Source organism: Streptomyces sp. TP-A0874, from assembly GCF_001748085.1.
In the GTDB taxonomy this organism is placed as follows: domain Bacteria; phylum Actinomycetota; class Actinomycetes; order Streptomycetales; family Streptomycetaceae; genus Streptomyces.
Genome location: NZ_BBZK01000011.1, coordinates 94,842 through 111,930, shown reverse-complemented (window position 1 = coordinate 111,930; position 17,089 = coordinate 94,842). Strand labels below are relative to the sequence as shown.

General features: G+C 72.2%; 20 protein-coding genes. 8 read left to right on the top strand and 12 right to left on the bottom strand.

Going from position 1 to position 17,089, the window contains the following annotated elements; genetic code table 11:
• Positions 1-13 precede the first annotated feature (13 nt).
• A complete protein-coding gene (gene ligD, locus BGP73_RS19040; protein ID WP_069816533.1) occupies positions 14-1,021 on the bottom strand; it encodes a non-homologous end-joining DNA ligase in 1,008 nt (335 codons plus the stop codon).
• Positions 1,022-1,120: 99 nt separating this feature from the next.
• On the opposite strand from ligD, the gene BGP73_RS19035 reads away from it, so the two are divergent.
• Positions 1,121-2,185, top strand: a complete 1,065-nt coding sequence (locus BGP73_RS19035; RefSeq protein WP_069816531.1) for an ATP-dependent DNA ligase — start codon at positions 1,121-1,123, stop codon at positions 2,183-2,185.
• Positions 2,186-2,273: 88 nt separating this feature from the next.
• Here the strand turns inward: BGP73_RS19035 and BGP73_RS19030 are convergent, their stop codons facing one another.
• The 5 genes from BGP73_RS19030 to BGP73_RS19010 form a co-directional block, all read right to left on the bottom strand.
• Positions 2,274-2,846: an isoprenylcysteine carboxyl methyltransferase family protein gene (locus tag BGP73_RS19030; protein ID WP_069816529.1), complete on the bottom strand. Its 573-nt coding sequence runs from the start codon at positions 2,844-2,846 to the stop codon at positions 2,274-2,276.
• Positions 2,847-2,858: 12 nt separating this feature from the next.
• A complete protein-coding gene (locus BGP73_RS19025; RefSeq protein ID WP_069816527.1) occupies positions 2,859-3,917 on the bottom strand; it encodes a type III polyketide synthase in 1,059 nt (352 codons plus the stop codon).
• A 151-nt stretch (positions 3,918-4,068) separates the two neighbouring features.
• Positions 4,069-4,521 (bottom strand): DUF5709 domain-containing protein, encoded by a 453-nt coding sequence (locus BGP73_RS19020; RefSeq protein WP_069816525.1) that lies wholly within the window; start codon positions 4,519-4,521, stop codon positions 4,069-4,071.
• 167 nt (positions 4,522-4,688) lie between these two features.
• Positions 4,689-4,928, bottom strand: a complete 240-nt coding sequence (locus BGP73_RS19015; protein ID WP_069816523.1) for a chaplin — start codon at positions 4,926-4,928, stop codon at positions 4,689-4,691.
• Between the two features lie 358 nt (positions 4,929-5,286).
• A complete protein-coding gene (locus tag BGP73_RS19010; RefSeq protein ID WP_069816521.1) occupies positions 5,287-6,189 on the bottom strand; it encodes a DUF2382 domain-containing protein in 903 nt (300 codons plus the stop codon).
• 413 nt (positions 6,190-6,602) lie between these two features.
• On the opposite strand from BGP73_RS19010, the gene BGP73_RS19005 reads away from it, so the two are divergent.
• The 3 genes from BGP73_RS19005 (at position 6,603) to BGP73_RS19000 (ending at position 7,646) form a co-directional block, all read left to right on the top strand.
• Positions 6,603-6,995 (top strand): hypothetical protein, encoded by a 393-nt coding sequence (locus tag BGP73_RS19005; RefSeq protein WP_069816519.1) that lies wholly within the window; start codon positions 6,603-6,605, stop codon positions 6,993-6,995.
• Between the two features lie 99 nt (positions 6,996-7,094).
• Entirely contained in the window at positions 7,095-7,268 is a 174-nt protein-coding gene (locus BGP73_RS23190) for a hypothetical protein (protein ID WP_170837884.1), read from the top strand.
• 135 nt (positions 7,269-7,403) lie between these two features.
• Positions 7,404-7,646, top strand: coding sequence for a DUF6296 family protein (locus tag BGP73_RS19000; protein WP_069816518.1), 243 nt, complete (start codon positions 7,404-7,406; stop codon positions 7,644-7,646).
• Between the two features lie 65 nt (positions 7,647-7,711).
• On the opposite strand, the gene BGP73_RS18995 is transcribed toward BGP73_RS19000, so the two are convergent.
• Both BGP73_RS18995 and BGP73_RS18990 read right to left on the bottom strand, forming a co-directional pair.
• Positions 7,712-8,587: a YhjD/YihY/BrkB family envelope integrity protein gene (locus BGP73_RS18995; RefSeq protein ID WP_069816651.1), complete on the bottom strand. Its 876-nt coding sequence runs from the start codon at positions 8,585-8,587 to the stop codon at positions 7,712-7,714.
• A gap of 76 nt (positions 8,588-8,663) precedes the next feature.
• Positions 8,664-9,329 (bottom strand): dienelactone hydrolase family protein, encoded by a 666-nt coding sequence (locus BGP73_RS18990; protein ID WP_069816516.1) that lies wholly within the window; start codon positions 9,327-9,329, stop codon positions 8,664-8,666.
• Between the two features lie 177 nt (positions 9,330-9,506).
• On the opposite strand from BGP73_RS18990, the gene BGP73_RS18985 reads away from it, so the two are divergent.
• Positions 9,507-9,938 (top strand): DUF2267 domain-containing protein, encoded by a 432-nt coding sequence (locus BGP73_RS18985; protein WP_069816641.1) that lies wholly within the window; start codon positions 9,507-9,509, stop codon positions 9,936-9,938.
• Positions 9,939-10,007: 69 nt separating this feature from the next.
• Here BGP73_RS18985 and BGP73_RS18980 read toward each other — a convergent pair whose 3' ends face one another.
• Together BGP73_RS18980 and BGP73_RS18975 are read right to left on the bottom strand one after the other, a co-directional pair.
• Entirely contained in the window at positions 10,008-10,208 is a 201-nt protein-coding gene (locus BGP73_RS18980; protein WP_069816514.1) for a cold-shock protein, read from the bottom strand.
• A gap of 37 nt (positions 10,209-10,245) precedes the next feature.
• The gene (locus tag BGP73_RS18975; RefSeq protein WP_069816639.1) at positions 10,246-10,782 is read right to left on the bottom strand and encodes a Dps family protein; all 537 of its coding nucleotides are present in this window, start codon (positions 10,780-10,782) and stop codon (positions 10,246-10,248) included.
• Positions 10,783-11,103: 321 nt separating this feature from the next.
• On the opposite strand from BGP73_RS18975, the gene BGP73_RS18970 reads away from it, so the two are divergent.
• From BGP73_RS18970 to BGP73_RS18960, 3 genes are all read left to right on the top strand, one after another.
• Positions 11,104-13,104: an aconitate hydratase gene (locus BGP73_RS18970; RefSeq protein ID WP_069816512.1), complete on the top strand. Its 2,001-nt coding sequence runs from the start codon at positions 11,104-11,106 to the stop codon at positions 13,102-13,104.
• 51 nt (positions 13,105-13,155) lie between these two features.
• Entirely contained in the window at positions 13,156-13,656 is a 501-nt protein-coding gene (locus BGP73_RS18965; RefSeq protein WP_069816509.1) for a universal stress protein, read from the top strand.
• Positions 13,657-13,843: 187 nt separating this feature from the next.
• Positions 13,844-15,220: a glutamate decarboxylase gene (locus BGP73_RS18960; RefSeq protein ID WP_069816507.1), complete on the top strand. Its 1,377-nt coding sequence runs from the start codon at positions 13,844-13,846 to the stop codon at positions 15,218-15,220.
• Positions 15,221-15,265: 45 nt separating this feature from the next.
• Here BGP73_RS18960 and BGP73_RS18955 read toward each other — a convergent pair whose 3' ends face one another.
• Together BGP73_RS18955 and BGP73_RS18950 are read right to left on the bottom strand one after the other, a co-directional pair.
• Positions 15,266-15,775, bottom strand: coding sequence for a universal stress protein (locus BGP73_RS18955; protein ID WP_069816505.1), 510 nt, complete (start codon positions 15,773-15,775; stop codon positions 15,266-15,268).
• 4 nt (positions 15,776-15,779) lie between these two features.
• Entirely contained in the window at positions 15,780-17,036 is a 1,257-nt protein-coding gene (locus BGP73_RS18950) for an SLC13 family permease (protein WP_069816503.1), read from the bottom strand.
• Between the last annotated feature and the right edge of the window lie 53 nt (positions 17,037-17,089).

Sequence of the window (17,089 nt, the reverse complement as noted above, 5' to 3'; positions counted from 1 at the left end):
CGCGGACGCCGGTTCAGCTCCGCTTCGCCCTGCTCGGGCTCACCCGCTTGGGCTCACCCGGCATCTTGGGATGGACCGGCGGATAGGGCAGGTCCTCCAGCCGGTGCTCGCGCTCGTCCCGGTCGGCGAGCTCGAGCACCGAGTCCAGCCGATGGGCGAGGCGGTCCATCCCGGCGTGCACATCGCCCAGTCGGGCGTATCGGTCCGGCATGGTCGCCAGGTCGAAGTCCTCCGGCCGGGCGTCGGCGAGCTCCTCCCAGCGCAGCGGTGCCGAGACCGGTGCGTGCGGCCTGGGCCGAACGGAGTAGGCACTGGCGATCGTCCGGTCCCGGGCCGTCTGGTTGTAGTCGACGAAGACCTTCGCGCCCCGCTGCTCCTTCCACCAGGCGGTCGTGATCCGCTCCGGCGCACGCCGCTCCAGCTCCCTGGCCAGCGCGATGGCGGCCCGCCGCACCTCGGTGAACGACCAGAGCGGCTCGATCGGGACCGACACGTGCACCCCCCGCCCCCCGGAGGTCTTGGGCCAACCGGTCAGCCCCAGCTCTCCCAGCAGCTCACCGAGTCGCTGCGCGGCCCACCGGGCGTCCTCGTAGTCGGTGCCCGGCTGCGGATCGAGGTCGACGCGCAGTTCGTCGGGCCGCTCGGTGTCGGTGCGCCGAACCGGCCAGGGATGGAAGGTCAGACAGCCGAGGTTGGCCGCCCAGACCACGGCGGCCACCTCGGTGGGGCAGATCTCGTCAGCGGACCGGCCGCTGGGGAAGGAGATATGACCTGTCGGGATCCACGGTGGGAGGTTGCGCGGCGCCCGCTTCTGGAAGAACGACTCGCCCTCCACCCCGTCCGGGTACCGCTCCAGCGTCGTCGGCCGGTCACGCAGTGCGCGCAGCACTCCCTCGCCGACCCCGAGGTAGTAGCGGGCCAGGTCGAGCTTGGTGAACCCGCGCGCCGGGAAGTACACCTTGTCCGGGTTGGACAGCCGGACGACGCGCTCCCCGACGCTCAGCTCCACGGACCTGGCCATGTCGCCACGCTAGACGAGGTCGTCCGGGACCGCGACGCGCAGCCGACCATGCGGGAGCGCCGGCGGGCGGGACGGCGGTACGGGCCGCACAATCGCCACATGGACCTGCCGGTGATGCCGCCCGTCAAGCCGATGCTGGCCAAACCCGTCGCCGAGATCCCCGCCGGCATGCAGTACGAGGCCAAGTGGGACGGTTTCCGGGCCATCGTCTTCCGCGACGGAGGCGAGGTGGAGATCAGCAGCCGATCGGGCAAGCCGCTCACCCGGTACTTCCCGGAGCTGGCCGACGCTCTGCGGTCGCAACTGCCCGCACGCTGCGTGCTCGACGGGGAGATCGTGATCGCCCGGCGCGGGCAACTCGACTTCGAGGCGCTCCTCGAACGCATTCACCCGGCCGAGTCGCGGGTCCGGCAACTGGCGGCGTCGACCCCGGCGAGCTTCGCCGCCTTCGACATCCTCGCCCTCGACGACCGGTCACTCCTCTCCGAACCCCAGCGGCGGCGCCGGGCGGCGCTGACCGAAGCGCTCGCCGACGCCGCCGACCCGGTCTTCACCGTCCCCGCCACCCACGACCTGGCGGTGGCCCGGCGCTGGTTCGAGGAGTACGAGGGCGCGGGGCTGGACGGCGTCGTCGCCAAACCCCTCGACCTCCCCTACCGGCCCGGTGAGCGAGCGATGGCCAAGGTCAAACACGAGCGGACCGCGGACTGCGTGGTGGCCGGTGTCCGGCGGCACAAGAGTGGCCCGGTGGTCGGCTCCCTGCTGCTCGGTCTCTATGACGACTCCCGCACCCTGCTCCACGTCGGGGTCTGCTCGTCCTTCCCCATGAGGCGGCGGGCCGAACTCATGGCGGAGCTGGAGCCGCTCCGCATGGAGACGATCGAAGGCCACCCGTGGGCCGACTGGGCCGAGGAGGAGGCGCGGGCGGCGGGCCGGATGCCCGGCGCGCCGAGCAGGTGGAGCGGTGGAAAGGACCTGTCTTGGACACCTCTGCGGCCCGAGCGGGTCTGCGAGGTCGCCTACGACCACATGCAGGGCGACCGCTTCCGGCACATCGCACAGTTCCGGCGCTGGCGGCCGGACCGCCGGCCCGACGAGTGCACCTACGCCCAACTGGAAGAGCCGGTCCGCTACGATCTCGACGCGTTGCTCCACCGGCGCTGAGCTCACCGAGGCGGTCGCGGAACCGCTGGCCCCCCAACCTCCCCTCGACCGCAGCCCACCGGACCGGTACCCGCCCCCGAGCGGCCGGTCACAGCGGAGCGTCACCGGTGAGGCCGTCGGACGGCGCGGCACCGGCCGGGCGCACCGTGGCGCGGCCCGCCGAGGACAGTGCCCGGTCCTCGCAGCGGATCCGCACCACCATCAGCAGGCCGTTGGCCGCCGTGAAGCCGGCGGCCGTCCACCACGCCCCGTACACCAGGGGGAGCGCCGCGCCCTCGACGGCCACGGCCAGGTAGTTCGGGTGGTCCAGGAACCGGTAGGGACTCCGCGAGACCAGCGGCAGACCCGGGACTACGAGCACCCTGGTGTTCCAGCACCGCCCCAGGGAGGTGATGCACCACCAGCGCAGCGCCTGCGCCGCACAGACGGCCGCGAACATGGGCCAGCCCAGCAGGGGCACGAACGGCCGCCCGGCCAGCCACGCCTCACCGAGGCAGCCCGCGAGGAGAGCGCTGTGCAGGGCGACCATCACCGGGTAGTGGCCCCGGCCGGCCTCGACGCCGCCGCGGGCCAGGGCCCGGCGGGCGTTCCGGCGGGAGACGGCCAGTTCCGCGATGCGTTCAGCGGCGACCGAGAGGACCAGTGTCGTGTACCAGAACAAGAGGGCCCCCGACTACCAGCGCAGCAGGACGAGTTCCGAGCAGAAGCCCGGCCCGAGGGCGAGCAGCAGCCCGGGTGTGCCCGGCGGCGGCGGAGCGCCGTCGAGGGTGTCGCGTAGGACGTGCAGCACGGAGGACGAGGAGAGGTTGCCCTTCTCGGCCAGCGATTTCCTGGTCACGTCAAGTGCTCGGAGGGGCAGTCCTAGCGTCTCGGCCACGGCCTCCAGCACCCTCGGCCCGCCTGGATGGCAGACCCAGCCGGTGACGTCGTCGCGGGCCAGTCCGTGCTCCGCGAGGAAACCGTCCACATCGTCCGCGAGGTACCGGCGCACCACCTCCGGTACGCCGGAGCCCAGCACCACGCGGAAACCCGTGCTCGTCACATCCCAGCCCATCACCCGCTCGGTGTCCGGGTAGAGCCGGCTCCGAGCGGCCACCACCTCCGGTCCCGCGGCGTCGACCGCCCGCTGGGCGCCACAGGCCACCACGGCTGCGGCGCCGTCCCCGAAGAGGGCGCTGGCCACCAGGTTCGCCATCGAGTCGTCGTTCCGCTGGAAGGTCAGCGAACACAACTCCACCGAGAGCAGCACCGCCACGTGGTCGGGCCAGCCGCGCAGGTAGTCGTGGAGCCGGCCGATGCCGGCCGCCCCGGCCACGCAGCCGAGACCGAAGACCGGCAGGCGTTTGACATCCGGGCGCAGCCCCAGGCGGCCGACCAGTCGTGCGTCCACCGAGGGGGCGGCGATACCCGTCACCGAGGTGAACAGCAGCAGGTTCACGTCGGTGGGGGAGAGCCCGGCCCGGTCCAGGGCGCCCCGGATCGCTTCGGCGCCCAGATCCAGCGCCGATTCGATGAAGGCGTCGTTGACCGCTCCGAAGTCGCTCAACTCGGCGTACCGGTCCAACGGCAGCGCGGTGTGACGGGCGCGGACGCCGGCGTTGGCATGGAGGCGGTCCAGCACCCCCCGGTCCCGGCCTGGGGGCAGGCAGGTGCGGGCCACCACATCGGTGACCTCCTGCTGGGTGTGTCGATGAGGTGGCAGCACGGCGTGGACCGAGGTGATGCGGCTCATCCGGCTTCCCACTTCCCTGGTCGGCGCGAGGACCTGACGGACACTGCCCCGGTCTACGGCGCATCACACCTGGCGCTGCACCGTCCGGAGCAACGACGCGATCACCCCTCCGACGGGTGGTGGGCCCACCTCGGCCGGGGCCCCTACGAGGTCACAACTGCTCGTCGTCATCGTCGACGACGCGCACCGCCTCCTCCTCCGAGGACAACCCTCCGACGGAGCCCTCCTGGGAGAAGACGTCCTGTTCCCGGGGGAGGTCCGGGTCCGGCTCGTCGTAGAGCAGCCCGGCCTGTTCCCGTTCCGGGCCGGGGGGCGGTGGTCCGTCCCGCTCCGGGTCCTCCCAGGGAGCGGCGCCCTCGCCGTCGGCTTCGGCGAGTTCCACCGGGTCTACCTCGGGTTCCTCTTCGGCCAACCGATCGTCGAGCGACTCACCGCGCAGCGCCTCGCTGAGGGTCGTGCCGTGGTCCTCGACCGCCGTCGGTTCGTCTCCCGGCACCGACTGCCGCTGGGGATCCGAGGCCTCCTGCTGCTCCGGAGTGCCGTCCTGCAGATCGGGGATCCCCTCGTCCTCCGGATTCCGGCCAGGGTCGTGTGGGCTGTTCACGGCGCGGACTCCTTCCGTCGAGTCTCCGCGGCCTCCGGGTGCCCTCGGGACCCGCCCCTCATGCGGAACGGGCGGTGCGATCTGGAACGAAGACGCCGGTGGCGCCCACCGCGGATCGCGGCGGGCGCCACCGGCCCGGTCTCTGGCCCTAGTGGGTCAGCAGTGGGTCAGCCGTTGTGGCAGAAGGTGCCCGCGGCGTTGTTGAACAGCCCGATCACGGTGATCGTGTTGCCGCACAGGTTGACCGGAACGTGCACCGGCACCTGGATGGTGTTGCCGGAGACGGCGCCGGGGGAGTGCTCGGCGATCCCCTTGGCACCGGAGTCGGCAAAGGCGGCACCGGTGCCGCCGGCGATGGCAGCGCCTGCGGCGATGGTGACGACAGCGGCCTTGGCGATTCGCGACATGAAGCCGGATCCTTTCGATATTCACGCAGAAGGAAGACCTCCACACTGAAAAGCGCGGAGGATCTGCCCAACGCGACAGAACGAGGATGGATGCGGCGTTCACACGAAAGAGTGCGCGTGATCTCCGCTGACGGGGGAGAACTCCGTACGGAGCGTGGCCGGGTGGACCCTCGGACGCCGACCGGTGCCGCCCTCCCGGCACGGCGGCCGGCGGCGGACGCCCGACGCTCCCCCTCCCACGGTGGCGCGGAGCCTGACACGGGGGAGGGGGAGCGTCACCGGTGGAGCGGGAAGCGTCCGCGCCGACTGCCGCTCTCCGAGGGGCCGACGTGGTGCGGCCGGCCCTCGGGGAGAACGCTCACCGGAAGTCCTCCGGGCCGCCGCGGCCCTCCCGGTCACCCCTGTCGCTCTCGTACTCGATCTGCTCCTTGTTGACCTTCGTGGAGATCTCTTCCTGCTCGGTCACCTTCTCGGTCTCCAGGCGGACGCGTTCGACGGGCACCGTCTCCTTGTGCACGACCGGGCGTTCCTCATGGAGGGTCACCTCGACCTCGCCCTCCTCGATCCGGCCCGTCCTGCCCTCGCCGACGGGCTCGTCGGGGTTGACGGGCTCCCGGGTGACGTGCACCTCCTCGTGGCTGACCGGGACGCTGGTCGTGACGTCCTCGGACACGACGCGCTTGCGCAGCCGAGCGTGCCCGGCCTCACGCTCCTCGGTGTCGACGAAGGCCTTCTCCTCCGAGCGCGTCATCTCGTGCATGCCGCGGACGCCCGAGCCCGCCATCTCCGGCTCGCCGGCGGTCTCCCGGTCGGTGAAGGTCTCCGTCGGACCGGTCATACCCGTGCTCTCCGGTCGGCCGGTGGTCCCGGCCATGCCGGCCGTCTCGGCGGTGCCCCTCGTCTCAGGGGGCGCGCCGGTCTCCTCGGCCCGGGGCGCGGCCCTGCCGGACATCCCGTAGTGGCGGTAGAGGTCCTCCTCCTCAGAGGGGGCCAGGTGGCCGTCCGCCTCGATGCGGGGAGCCTCCTTGATCTCCTCCTTGGCGTACGGCACCTGCAGCCGTCCCTCCGATCGCTGGGAGCCGCTCAACGGCACGAAGCTCTCCCGGGAACCGAAGAGACCGGTCCGCACGGTGATCCACTCCGGGGCGCCGCTGGCGTCGTCGAGGTAGATCTGCTGCACCGTGCCGACCTTCTGGCCCTCCTTGTCGGCGACCGTGAGACCGGCCAGATCCTGGGGCGTGGGGCCCTGTGGAGCAGTCATCACGCTCATCTCCTTTCGGACGCCAGTGCGGGAATCGGCGTCCTGGTTCCATTGCGCAACAGAAGAGCCGAGCTTGCGACCGCGCCGGACCCGACCATTCCGCGCTGCGCCGTCCGATGCCTGGACGAACGGCCGCGACCGGATCCGACAGGATCGAAGGGTTAGGCCGAACGGGTGAGAGGGGTGGGGCCCGGCACCGGAAGGGCGGAGCCTCATCGTCGCGCCGAGCGCTCCTCGGGCCCCGAGGGCCCGAGGAGCCCCGGAGCCCGAAGAGGCGCCGGACCGGGCGAGTCCCACGCGCAGCCGGCCCCGCCCTTGCATACCGTCGGAGGCACGGGCCTTCAGCCGACCGTCCCGCCCACCGGGCGGCAGCCGTTCCGCACACCGCCCTACGGGGCAGAGGAGTACCGCCGATGACCACTCAGCAGAACGCCTACGAGGTGAGCGTCCAGCTCAGCCACTGCGGCCAGCAGGACGCCGAGGCGGTGTTCGGGGTCCTGGGATCGCTGTTCTCCTCGTCCCCCGACCGTGCCGCTCGGACGGTGACGCCCCGGCGGGAACACGCAACGGTGTGGGCCCTGACCGTGGACGCCGCCAGTGAGAGTGGGGCTCCGGCACGGTCGGCGAGACTCTCCGGCCCGGTCGACGCCTCCCTCTCCGGCGGTCACCAGGGCGTCGACCGGGTCAGAGAGGCGCTGGCCGGAGCTTTCCGGGTGGTCGACCGCGGATCCGTCGCGGGGGACCAGGAGGTCGAGGTCCGTCTCGAACTCGGTTCCGGGGACGCACCGGAAGCCGGCGCCGGCTGAGGACACCGGTCCGCGCGTCGGCCACCGGTGACCTCATAGACCGGACCGGTGGCCTCCCGCCCGGCACGGACCGCTGTGCCCGGGGGGAGAATCGGCACCATGGACGGTGAGTTTCGGGAAGCGGGCGGTGACCCGGCCTGCTGGCTGGACCAGGTGTGCGAGGAGTGCGGCCGGATCCGCGAGGGCGGCGCCGACGGGTGGTGTCCGGAATGCGACGGCCCGCCGGCCGGGGAGGCGGCCGGCGGTGCGGGCGGTGGTCGCACGGGAACGTGACCGCGGGGCGGACCGCGCCCGGCCGACCGGAGGGCGACGCTTCCGAGAAGTCCCGCCACACGGGCGAGAGGCGGGGGAGCGGGCCATGGTGGAAGCTGGTGCGACTGATCGGCTGTGCCGAGCAAGGAGCCTGCCATGAACGCCGTCCACCGTTATCGGCTGATCTTCTCGCGCCCCGGGGACTCCGGTGGTGCGGGCGCGGCGACGGACGAGGTCGTCGTCGAGCGGACGGATGACGTCGGGCCGGGAGGAAACCCGGTGTACCGCGATGTGACCGGGATATTCCTGGCGGAGATCAGCCCGGCCGGCGAGGTGCGGATGCTGGCGAGTGGTGGTTATCAGTCACCGCGCCTGCCGTCGGTGGAGCCTCTCGGGTGAGGGCCGTCCCAGCGCCGCTCGGTCGCCCGGACGGCGGAGTGGAGCCCGGGGAGACGCTGCCCTGTTCACCGCCCGCGGCTCCTGCGCGGGCGGTGCGGCCCCGGCGGCGGACGGAGTTGGCCGGAGGAGTGCTCCTCGTGGAGCCAGCGGCCGAACAGCGCCCCACCGAAAACCACGAACCCCACTCCGACCAGCCAGGACTGCACGGCCAGCACGGTCCCGAACGATCCGTAGGTGACCGCGTTGGAAGCGATGAGCGGTGAGAACACCAGATTGGAGAAGACCCTCAGCCCGAGCAGTCCCACCACGGTCGCCAGGGCGCCGGGCAGCAGCGTCATCCAGCCGATCCGCCCGGCGAGCAGCAGCCACTGCGAGAACCAGAAGAAGAGCACGGCGCTGAGCGCGGCGACCAGGCCCCGGAGCGTGGTCTCCGTCCGGGAGGCCCCCCACAGCGTGGTGTCGGCCGACAGCACCAGGAAGGCGATGAGCACCGCCAGCCACAGGACGTGCCGCCAGCGGGCGTGCCAGCGGCCGGGGGGAAGACCCCAGACCTTCTCGTAACCGGTCTGCACCGCCGACCCGAAGGTCAGACCGAAGAGGCACAGTGCGGCCAGGCCGAAGGACGTCGTGGTCCGCAGCGCCTGTCGGGACGGCGCGAACAGCCGGTTGATCTCCTGCTTCGAGTCGTGCGAGACACCGAGCCCCTCACCCAGCCACTGGGCGAAGCCCCGGCCGTTGGTCGGATCTGCGGCGAAGACGACGACCAGCAGCGGGACCAGGGTGAGGAAGCCGAGCGCCGCGAACCCCATGGCGCGGTGGAGCAACTCGATGTCGGTGCCCCACGCCCACACCCGCCCGGCGGCCGAGTGGCGCAGGCGCGCCGACAGCCGCTTCCACCGCGGCGGACGCCCTGCTCGCGCGTCCGAGGGCTTCGACGGCATCAGTGCGCGCACCCCGTCAATCGTGCCAGCCGACACGGAACTCTCTCGGTTGCTCCGGAGGCCCATCTCCCCGTGACTACCCCCGATCGCCCGCCGCGTCCGCGGCCAGTCGGGCGAACCAGTGGGCCGCCTCGGTGGCGACCTCGTCGAGTGTGCCCGGCTCCTCGAACAGATGGGTGGCGCCCGGCACGACGTGGATCGAGTGCGGTCCTCCGAGGCGCTCCCCGGCCTCCCTGTTCAGCCGTAGCACCTCGCGGTCCTCGGAACCGACGATCAGCAGCACCGGGACCCGTACCCGTCCCAGCGCATCCCCCGCCATGTCCGGCCGCCCGCCGCGTGAGACGACCGTGCGGACCAGCTCCGGGCGTTCCGCCGCGGCGGTCAGCGCCGCGGCGGCGCCGGTGCTGGCCCCGAACAGGCTGAGCGGGAGCTCGGCGGTGGCCGGGGTGTCGGCCAGTTGCTCCACGGCGGCCAACAGGCGCCGGGCCAGCAGCGGGATGTCGAACCGGTGCTCCGAGCTGACCAGGTCCACCCGCTCCTCGTCCTCCGTGAGCAGGTCCAGCAGCAGTGTCCCCTGGCCGGCCCGGTGGAGCACCTCGGCGACCGCCCGGTTGCGCGGACTGTGCCGGGAACTGCCGCTGCCGTGGGCGAAGAGCACCACACCGTGAGCCGGCTCCGGCAGGACGAGATCGCCCACGAGGGTCGCCTGACCGTCCACGATGCGGGCTGTCTCGGAGACCATGGCCACCTCCGCCTGTTCGAACTCTGCGTCTGGGCCGGAGTACCCCCGCCCGGCCGGTGCATGCTGCCGCGCCTCGCGGACCCGACGCGCCGGCCGCTCGGAGGCGACAGGTGTCACTCCGCCCGGCGGGGGTGACCCGGACGGGGACCGGACAATCCATCTGAGGCGGTGCTGGAGATGCACTACGGCGAACTGACAGGCCAGGTCCAGGCACGGGCGCAGTTGCCCGACCGGCAGTCCGCGGAACGATCGGTCCGCGCCACGCTGGAGACACTGGCGGAGCGGGTGCCCGACGGGTTCGCGGACCACATGGCCGCCCAGCTTCCGCACGAAGCGGCGGAGTGCCTGTACCGGGTGACCGCCTCCCACGCGGGGTCCCCCGGCGAGCGGGCCCGGTGGCGGGAGTCGGGCGAGTCCTTCAACCTCACCGGCTTCGCGGGCCGGGTCGCCTGGCGGGCCGGGACCACCGAGGAGGAGGCCATCCGGGAGTCGGCGGCCCTCTTCGAGGTGCTGGACTCGGCCGTCAGCCCCGAGCTGATGGACAAGTTGTACGGAGTCCTGCCGAAGGACATCCGGATGCTCCTGCCCGAGGGCCGGGCCGAGCAGTAGCGGGCGGCTCCTGACGGGGCGGACGGCGGCCCGGCGCGGGCCGCCGTCCGCCGTTTCCCGACCCCCTCCTCACAGGGGCACCACGTTGATGGCGCGCAGTTCGCCACCGCTGCCCCTGGTCAGCTCGTACGAGACGTGCTGCCCCGCGTCCAGGGAGTCGGTGACGTTCAGCGCGGTGTCGTCCAACACGACGTCGGGACTGCCGTCGTCCGGGGTCAGGTAGCCGAAGCCGCGGTCGGCGTCGTAGTACTTCACCCTTGCTGTGGGCATGACCCGCCTCGCCGATCCACTCGTTGGCCCGGCACCGTCAGGGCTGGCTGAGGGCGTGCTTGGTCGCCTTGCGGGCGGCCGTGTCCTCCGAGGAGCTCCCCGCCACGCTCAGCTGACCGCGTGGGTTCTCCAGGTGCGCGCGGACGAACCACTGGAACAGCTCCAGCGTGCGCAGCTGCTCGATGAGCATGTCCTGGGTGATGGGGTCGGACTTGTCGGTGGCCTGTACGGCCTCCCGGTGGGCCTCGATGATGCCGCTGTAGACCAGCTCCAGGGCTCCCAGGTGCGCGATGGACTCGGCCCGTCCGATCGAGTAGTCGTCCCAGGTGCGCTCGGCGACCAGCCGGCCCGGGGTCCCGGCGGGCGACCCACCGAGGGTCGAGATCCGCTCCGCGGTGGTGTCGACCATCTCCCGGACCGCGTCGACCTGCGGGTCGAGCATCTCGTGCACCGCGATGAAGTGCGGTCCCACCACGTTCCAGTGCACGTGCTTGAGCGTGAGGGCCAGGTCGTTGAGCGCGTGCAGACGCATCCGCAGCAGGTCGATGACCTCAACCCCCTGCGTCTTGGACATACCGGGGACGGTGTATTCGAGCGAGGAGGCGTTCTTTGCGGCCACGGTGAACTTCCCTTCTGCCGTACTCGTGACGCACGACCGGTTGCTGCTCGCCGTACGTGAGTCACATGGGTACCGCCGTGGTACCGGGCCAAACCCCGCCGTCAGGCGGGGTGGCCCCGGTCCGTTGCCGCCGGAGGACGACCGAACGCGTCCGCAGGTGTGCAACGGCCGGATCCGGGCACCCGGCGCCCCGGCGGACCGGAGCCCCGGCACGGAGCCATCCGTGACACACCGCCGCGACGTTCCCACGCTGCGCGACGAACGGAGGATCACCCCATGGGCGGTACGGCGAGCGGCGGAACGGTCGCACACCAGCTGATCGCGGACCACCTGGTCGACGGACGGATGGAGACCGGACAGGAGATCGGGCTGCGGGTCGACCAGACGCTCACCCAGGACGCCACCGGGACCATGGTCATGCAGGAGCTGGAGGCGCTCGACCTCGACCGGGTCCGCACCGAGATCAGCGTCCAGTACGTCGACCACAACATCCTCCAGGCCGACGAGCGCAACGCCGAGGACCACGCCTTCCTCCGGTCGGCGGCCCAGCGCTTCGGCGTGTGGTTCTCCAAACCCGGCAACGGCGTCTCGCACCCCACCCACATGCAGCGGTTCGGCGTCCCCGGAAAGACCCTGGTCGGTTCGGACTCACACACCTGCGCCGCCGGTTCCCTCGGCATGCTCGCGGTCGGCGTGGGCGGCTTGGAGGTGGCGCTCGCCATGGCGGGCCGGCCGCTGTACGTGCGGATGCCGGAGATCTGGGGCGTGCGGCTCACCGGAACCCTCCCGGACTGGGTCAGCGCCAAGGACGTCATCCTGGAGATGCTGCGGCGGCACGGCGTCCACGGCGCGACCAACCGCATCCTGGAGTACCACGGCCCCGGACTGGCGGGACTCACCGCGATGGACCGGCACGTCATCGCCAACATGGGGGCGGAGCTGGGCGCGACCACGACCGTCTTCCCGGCCGACGACGCGGTACGCGACTTCCTGCGGGCCGAGGGGCGGGAACTGGACTTCACCGAGCTCCTTGCCGAGCCGGGCGCCCGCTACGACCTGCACGAGGAGATCGACCTCTCCGCCCTCCAGCCGCTGATCGCCAAACCGAGCTCTCCGGGCAACGTGGTGCCGGTGCGGGAGGTCGCGGGGGAACCACTCGACCAGGCCGTGGTCGGCTCCTCGGCCAACCCGGGCCTGCGCGACTTCGCGGTGGTCGCCGCGATGGTGCAGGGACGGCAGACCTCCGGCCGGGTGAGCCTCGACATCAACCCGACCTCCCGGGAGATCCTCCAGGACCTCACCCGGTCCGGGGACACCTTCGAGCTGATCGCCGCCGGCGCGCGTATCCACCAGGCGGGCTGCCTCGGCTGCATCGGTATGGGACAGGCGCCCGCCGTCGGCCGGAACTCGCTGCGGACCGTGCCCCGGAACTTCCCCGGCCGCTCGGGGACCGAGGAGGACTCCATCTGGCTCTGCTCGCCGGAGACCGCCGCCGCCTCGGCCCTCAGCGGGGCGATCACCGATCCCCGCGACTGGGCCGCCGAGGTCGGCATGGCCGCACCGCGGCTGGAACCGCCGGAACGCGCCACCGTCAACACCGAGATGTTCGAGCCGCCGCTGCCGCCGGAGCAGGCCTCGACGGTTCAACTGGAGCGCGGCCCCAACATCTCGGCGATGCCGCAGTTCGACGTCCTGCCCGACACCATCGAGGTGCCGGTCCTGCTCAAGGCCGGTGACAACGTCTCCACCGACGAGATCTCGCCGGCCGGCGCCAAGGCGCTCCCCTTCCGGTCCAACATCCCGGAACTCTCCCAGTTCACCCTCGTCCGGATCGACCCCGACTACCCCAGGAGGGCCAGGGAACTCAAGGACGGCGGCGGCCATCTGATCGTCGGGGGCGACAACTACGGCCAGGGCTCCTCTCGCGAGCACGCCGCCATCACCCCGCGCTATCTCGGCCTGCGGGCCGTCATCGCGAAGTCCTTCGCCCGGATCCACTGGCAGAACCTGGTGAACTTCGGCATCCTCGCCCTCGAGTTCGACGACCCGGCCGACTACGACCGGATCTCCGCGGGCGATGTCCTGCGGATGGAGGACCTCCACGCGCACCTCGCACCGGGCGCGGGCCCGACGATCCCGGTCCGCTCAGTCACCGACGGCGAGGAGTACACGGTGCGCCACCGGCTCTCGGACCGGCAGCGGGAGGCCATGCTGGTCGGCGGGATCATCCCGGCCTTCGCCCGCGAGGCGATCGCCGCCTCGGCGGGCGACCACTGACCGGGCACCCCGAATGCCCGCCACCCCGGCAGCACTGTCCTCGGAGGGCGCATGACCGGCACACCGACGAACCCGAGCGACCGTCCGATCGTCGTCGGCACGGACGGCTCCCCGACCGCCCGTCAGGCGGTGCTCTTCGCGCTGCGCGAGGCCCAGCTGCGGGGAGCACCACTCAGAGCCGTCTGCGCCTACCAGTACGGCACGGTCCGCTACACCGGTTACGAGTGGATGACCCAGCCGGAGGTGAGTGGGGGGCTCATCACGGAGTTGCGCGACACCACGTTCGAAGCGGTGCGGGAGAGCGTGGCGGAGCTGCAGGGCGAAGTCGGGGGCCGGGCGGTCGAGGTGGAGACCCGGGTCGAGGACGGCCGACCGGCACAGGTCCTCCTCGAAGCGAGCGAGGACGCCTGCCTGCTGGTGGTCGGCAGTCGGGGGTCGGGCGCCTGGGGACGACTGCGGCTGGGATCGACCAGCACCGAAGTGGTCCACCACGCCCACCTGCCCGTGGTCGTGGTGCCGCACGACGCGGGGGTCACGGGCTTCCCGGACTGATCCGCCGCACCCGCTCCCACTCCTCGAGGCAGCCCCCGGGGCGGGAGCCGGGGGCGGGGCGGGTCCCCCGATCGCGCCTCGCCGTTGGTGGACCAGCTGGCCAGCGGGTTCAGTGGAGGCGTTCCGCCGATCCACCGGACAGGCCGATCCACCGGACACGCCGATCCACCGGACACCAGGAGACGTCATGGCTTTGCACTCGGTCGACCGCGGCCGCAGCGACAGCGGCCCGGATGTCTACGCGACCACGCTGAGCGGAGCCTCACTTCCCAAGTGGCGGATCCCGGACGGCAGCACCGATCCGTTCACCGTCTACCAACTGCTCCACGACGAACTGGAGATCGACGGCAACGCCGCGCAGAACCTGGCGACGTTCTGCACGACCTGGAGCGAACCGCAGGTCCACTGGCTGATGGACGAGAACCTCGCCAAGAACATGATCGACAAGGACGAGTACCCGCAGACCGCCGAGGTCGAGTCCCGCTGTGTGCACCTCCTCGCCGACCTGTGGAACGCGCCGGACAGCGCCGCGACCATCGGGTGCTCCACCACCGGGTCGAGCGAGGCGGCGATGCTCAGCGGCCTCGCCCTCAAGAGGCGGTGGCGGAAGGCCAGGCAGGAGGCCGGCAAGCCCGCCGACCGGCCCAACCTGGTGTGCGGGCCGGTGCAGGTGTGCTGGGAGAAGTTCGCCCGGTACTTCGACGTCGAGCTGCGGCAGGTACCGCTGGAGCCCTCGGCCACCGGCCTGCGCCCCGGCCAGCTGCGGAGTTACGTGGACGAGAACACCATCGGTGTGGTGGCCATCCTCGGAGTGACCTTCACCTGCGACTACGAACCGGTCAAGGAACTCGCTGCCGAACTCGACGCCATCGAGCGGGACACCGGCCTGGACGTACCGCTCCACGTGGACGCGGCCAGCGGAGGGTTCTTCGCTCCCTTCGCCCATCCCGAACTGGAGTGGGACTTCCGGGTGCCGCGGGTGGCCTCCATCAACGCCTCGGGGCACAAGTACGGCCTGGCGCCGCTCGGCGTGGGCTGGGTGATCTGGCGGGAGACCGGGGACCTGCCCGAGGAACTGATCTTCAAGGTGAGCTATCTGGGGGGTGACATGCCGACGTTCGGCCTGAACTTCTCCCGGCCCGGAGGCGCGGTCGTCGCCCAGTACTTCCTGCTGCTGAGACTCGGCAGGGAGGGCTACCGCCAAGTGCAGCGGCGGTGCTCCGAGACCGCCGTACGGCTCGCCGACGACATCGCCGGCCTGGGCCCGTTCAGCCTCCTCTACGACGGCCGGGGCGCCCTGCCGGCGGTCTCCTACACGCTCACCGACCCCGGCTCCGCGTCCTTCAGCCTCTACGACCTGTCCGACCGGCTCCGCAGCCGCGGCTGGCAGGTGCCCGCCTATCCGCTGCCGGCGAACCGCCAGGAGACCGTCATCCACCGGGTCCTGATCCGGCACGGCATCAGCGAGGACAAGATGGCGCTGTTCACCCAGGACCTCCGCCGCTGCCTCGACGAACTCACCGGTGCCGCGCCGCCGCGCCGCCACCCGGCCTTCCACCACTGAGCCAGGTCCCGCCGCCGGCCGGACGACCGGCCGGGCCGTGAGACGTCATCGAGCCGGTGGCGGCGGTGGTGGTCGGGGCGGAGGCGGCGGCAGCGAGTCGATTCCGGGCGTGGCCTCGGGCCACACCAGCAGCAGCGGGCAGGGGGCGTGGTCGACGACGAACCGGGTCGCGGGCCCGAGGCTGTGCGGCCCCAGCGTGCGGAGGTCCCCGTCCCGGGCACAGACGAGCAGGTCGGCACCGTCGGCCGCCTCGACCACCACGCGCTCCACCCGGCCGTGGCGCCGCAGTCGGGCGGCGGGGCGTTCCAGCCGGCGGGCGGCGGCCTCGAGTAACTCGTCGGAGGCGGACCGGGAGAGGTCCGCCACCCGCTCGCCCGGGTCCGGCGCCCGCCGGCCGCGGCCGAGCAGACCGGCGAACGCCCCGTGCGCGGCGGCGGCGACATCGTCACCCGTGACATGGAGCAGGGCGAGGTCCACCTCCGCCGGCACCTGTGCGCGGGCGGCGTCCACCGTGGCCCGCCAGGTGTCCTCCACGATCCACACGATCGCCGTCACCGAGTCATCCTCCGACCGTCAGCAGCATCGCCCACAGCGCCATCGTGGCACCGAGGAGTCCGAGCGGCACGGTCCACAGCCCGAGACGGGTGAAGAGTCGGAGACCGGCATCGGCATCGTGCTCGTGGAGGACGCGCCGCCACAGCAGGGTGGCCAGTGAACCCACGTAGGTGAGGTTGGGGCCGAGGTTGACCCCGATCAGGGCGGCCAGCACAGGACCGCTTCCACCCGGTGACACGATCGGCAGCAGGGCCAGCACCGCGGGGAGGTTGTTGATCAGGTTGGCCAGGAGGGCGGCGGTCGCCGCCACGGTCAGGAGTTCGGGCAGGCTCCGGCCGAGCGGCAGCACGGCTCCGACCGCGGTGTCCAGACCGTGCACCACCACCGCCTTGACCACGACGCCCAGGGCGAGGACGAACAGGCAGAACAGCGGCCCGGCCGAGCCGAGCAGCGCACCCACCGTGGTCCGCTTCCGGGCCAGGGCGCGGCCGCCCAGCACCAGCGCGCCGGCCAGCGCGGCCCACGCCGGCGGCAGCCCGGCGAAAGAGGTGACGACGAAGCCGGCGAGGGTGAGGGCGAGCACGCCCAGGGCGAAGACGGGCACCCGGACGGGCTCCGCCCGCTCGGGCGGGGCGGTGGTCACGGCCAGGTCGGCGCGGAAGACCCAGCGGAACACCGCGTACTCCAGCGCGATGACGAACAGCCAGGAGGGTGCCATCAGCAAGGTGAAGCGGGTGAAGGTGAGGCCGGAGGCGGCGAAGGCCAGCAGGTTGGTGAGGTTGGAGACCGGGAGCAGCAGCGAGGCCGCGTTCGCCAGGTGGGCGCTGGCGTAGACGTGCGGCCGGGGGCGGGCGCCCGCCCGGGCGGCGGTGGCGAAGACCACCGGGGTGAGGAGGACCACGGTGGCGTCCAGGCTGAGCACCGCGGTGACCAGCGAAGCCACCAGGAAGACCCCGCCCAGCAACCGGGTGGGCCGGCCGGCGCAGGCGCTGCCCAACCACTGTCCGGCAGCGGTGAACAAGCCCTCGTCGGCGCAGAGCTGGGCCAGTACCAGTACGGCGGCGAGGAACCCGACCACCGGCAGCAGCTGCCGCACCTCGGCCCACGCCTCAGGCGGGGAGACCGCGCCGACGGTCACCAGCAGCCCGGCCGCCGGCACCGCCGCCACCGCCTCGGGCAGGCGGCGCGGGCGCAGCACGGCGAACCCCAGGACGCCCAGGAGCAGGAGGACCGCGAGGACCTCGAAGCCGACCGAGCTCATCCCCGTTCCGCCGCCATCGCCTGGTGTCCTCCCGCCGGATGTCCCGGTCGACG

What these genes read in the sequence shown, in the direction of transcription:
- BGP73_RS19035 (WP_069816531.1), top strand. Translation starts at nt 1,121, where the DNA reads ATGGACCTGCCGGTGATGCCGCCCGTCAAGCCGATGCTGGCCAAACCC.
- BGP73_RS18995 (WP_069816651.1), bottom strand. Translation starts at nt 8,587, where the DNA reads ATGCCGTCGAAGCCCTCGGACGCGCGAGCAGGGCGTCCGCCGCGGTGG.
- BGP73_RS18960 (WP_069816507.1), top strand. Translation starts at nt 13,844, where the DNA reads ATGGCTTTGCACTCGGTCGACCGCGGCCGCAGCGACAGCGGCCCGGAT.
- BGP73_RS19010 (WP_069816521.1), bottom strand. Translation starts at nt 6,189, where the DNA reads ATGACTGCTCCACAGGGCCCCACGCCCCAGGATCTGGCCGGTCTCACG.
- BGP73_RS18970 (WP_069816512.1), top strand. Translation starts at nt 11,104, where the DNA reads ATGGGCGGTACGGCGAGCGGCGGAACGGTCGCACACCAGCTGATCGCG.
- BGP73_RS18950 (WP_069816503.1), bottom strand. Translation starts at nt 17,036, where the DNA reads ATGAGCTCGGTCGGCTTCGAGGTCCTCGCGGTCCTCCTGCTCCTGGGC.
- BGP73_RS18985 (WP_069816641.1), top strand. Translation starts at nt 9,507, where the DNA reads ATGCACTACGGCGAACTGACAGGCCAGGTCCAGGCACGGGCGCAGTTG.
- BGP73_RS19025 (WP_069816527.1), bottom strand. Translation starts at nt 3,917, where the DNA reads ATGAGCCGCATCACCTCGGTCCACGCCGTGCTGCCACCTCATCGACAC.
- BGP73_RS18980 (WP_069816514.1), bottom strand. Translation starts at nt 10,208, where the DNA reads ATGCCCACAGCAAGGGTGAAGTACTACGACGCCGACCGCGGCTTCGGC.
- BGP73_RS18975 (WP_069816639.1), bottom strand. Translation starts at nt 10,782, where the DNA reads ATGTCCAAGACGCAGGGGGTTGAGGTCATCGACCTGCTGCGGATGCGT.
- BGP73_RS19005 (WP_069816519.1), top strand. Translation starts at nt 6,603, where the DNA reads ATGACCACTCAGCAGAACGCCTACGAGGTGAGCGTCCAGCTCAGCCAC.
- BGP73_RS18965 (WP_069816509.1), top strand. Translation starts at nt 13,156, where the DNA reads ATGACCGGCACACCGACGAACCCGAGCGACCGTCCGATCGTCGTCGGC.
- BGP73_RS19000 (WP_069816518.1), top strand. Translation starts at nt 7,404, where the DNA reads ATGAACGCCGTCCACCGTTATCGGCTGATCTTCTCGCGCCCCGGGGAC.
- BGP73_RS18990 (WP_069816516.1), bottom strand. Translation starts at nt 9,329, where the DNA reads ATGGTCTCCGAGACAGCCCGCATCGTGGACGGTCAGGCGACCCTCGTG.
- BGP73_RS19015 (WP_069816523.1), bottom strand. Translation starts at nt 4,928, where the DNA reads ATGTCGCGAATCGCCAAGGCCGCTGTCGTCACCATCGCCGCAGGCGCT.
- ligD (WP_069816533.1), bottom strand. Translation starts at nt 1,021, where the DNA reads ATGGCCAGGTCCGTGGAGCTGAGCGTCGGGGAGCGCGTCGTCCGGCTG.
- BGP73_RS23190 (WP_170837884.1), top strand. Translation starts at nt 7,095, where the DNA reads ATGGACGGTGAGTTTCGGGAAGCGGGCGGTGACCCGGCCTGCTGGCTG.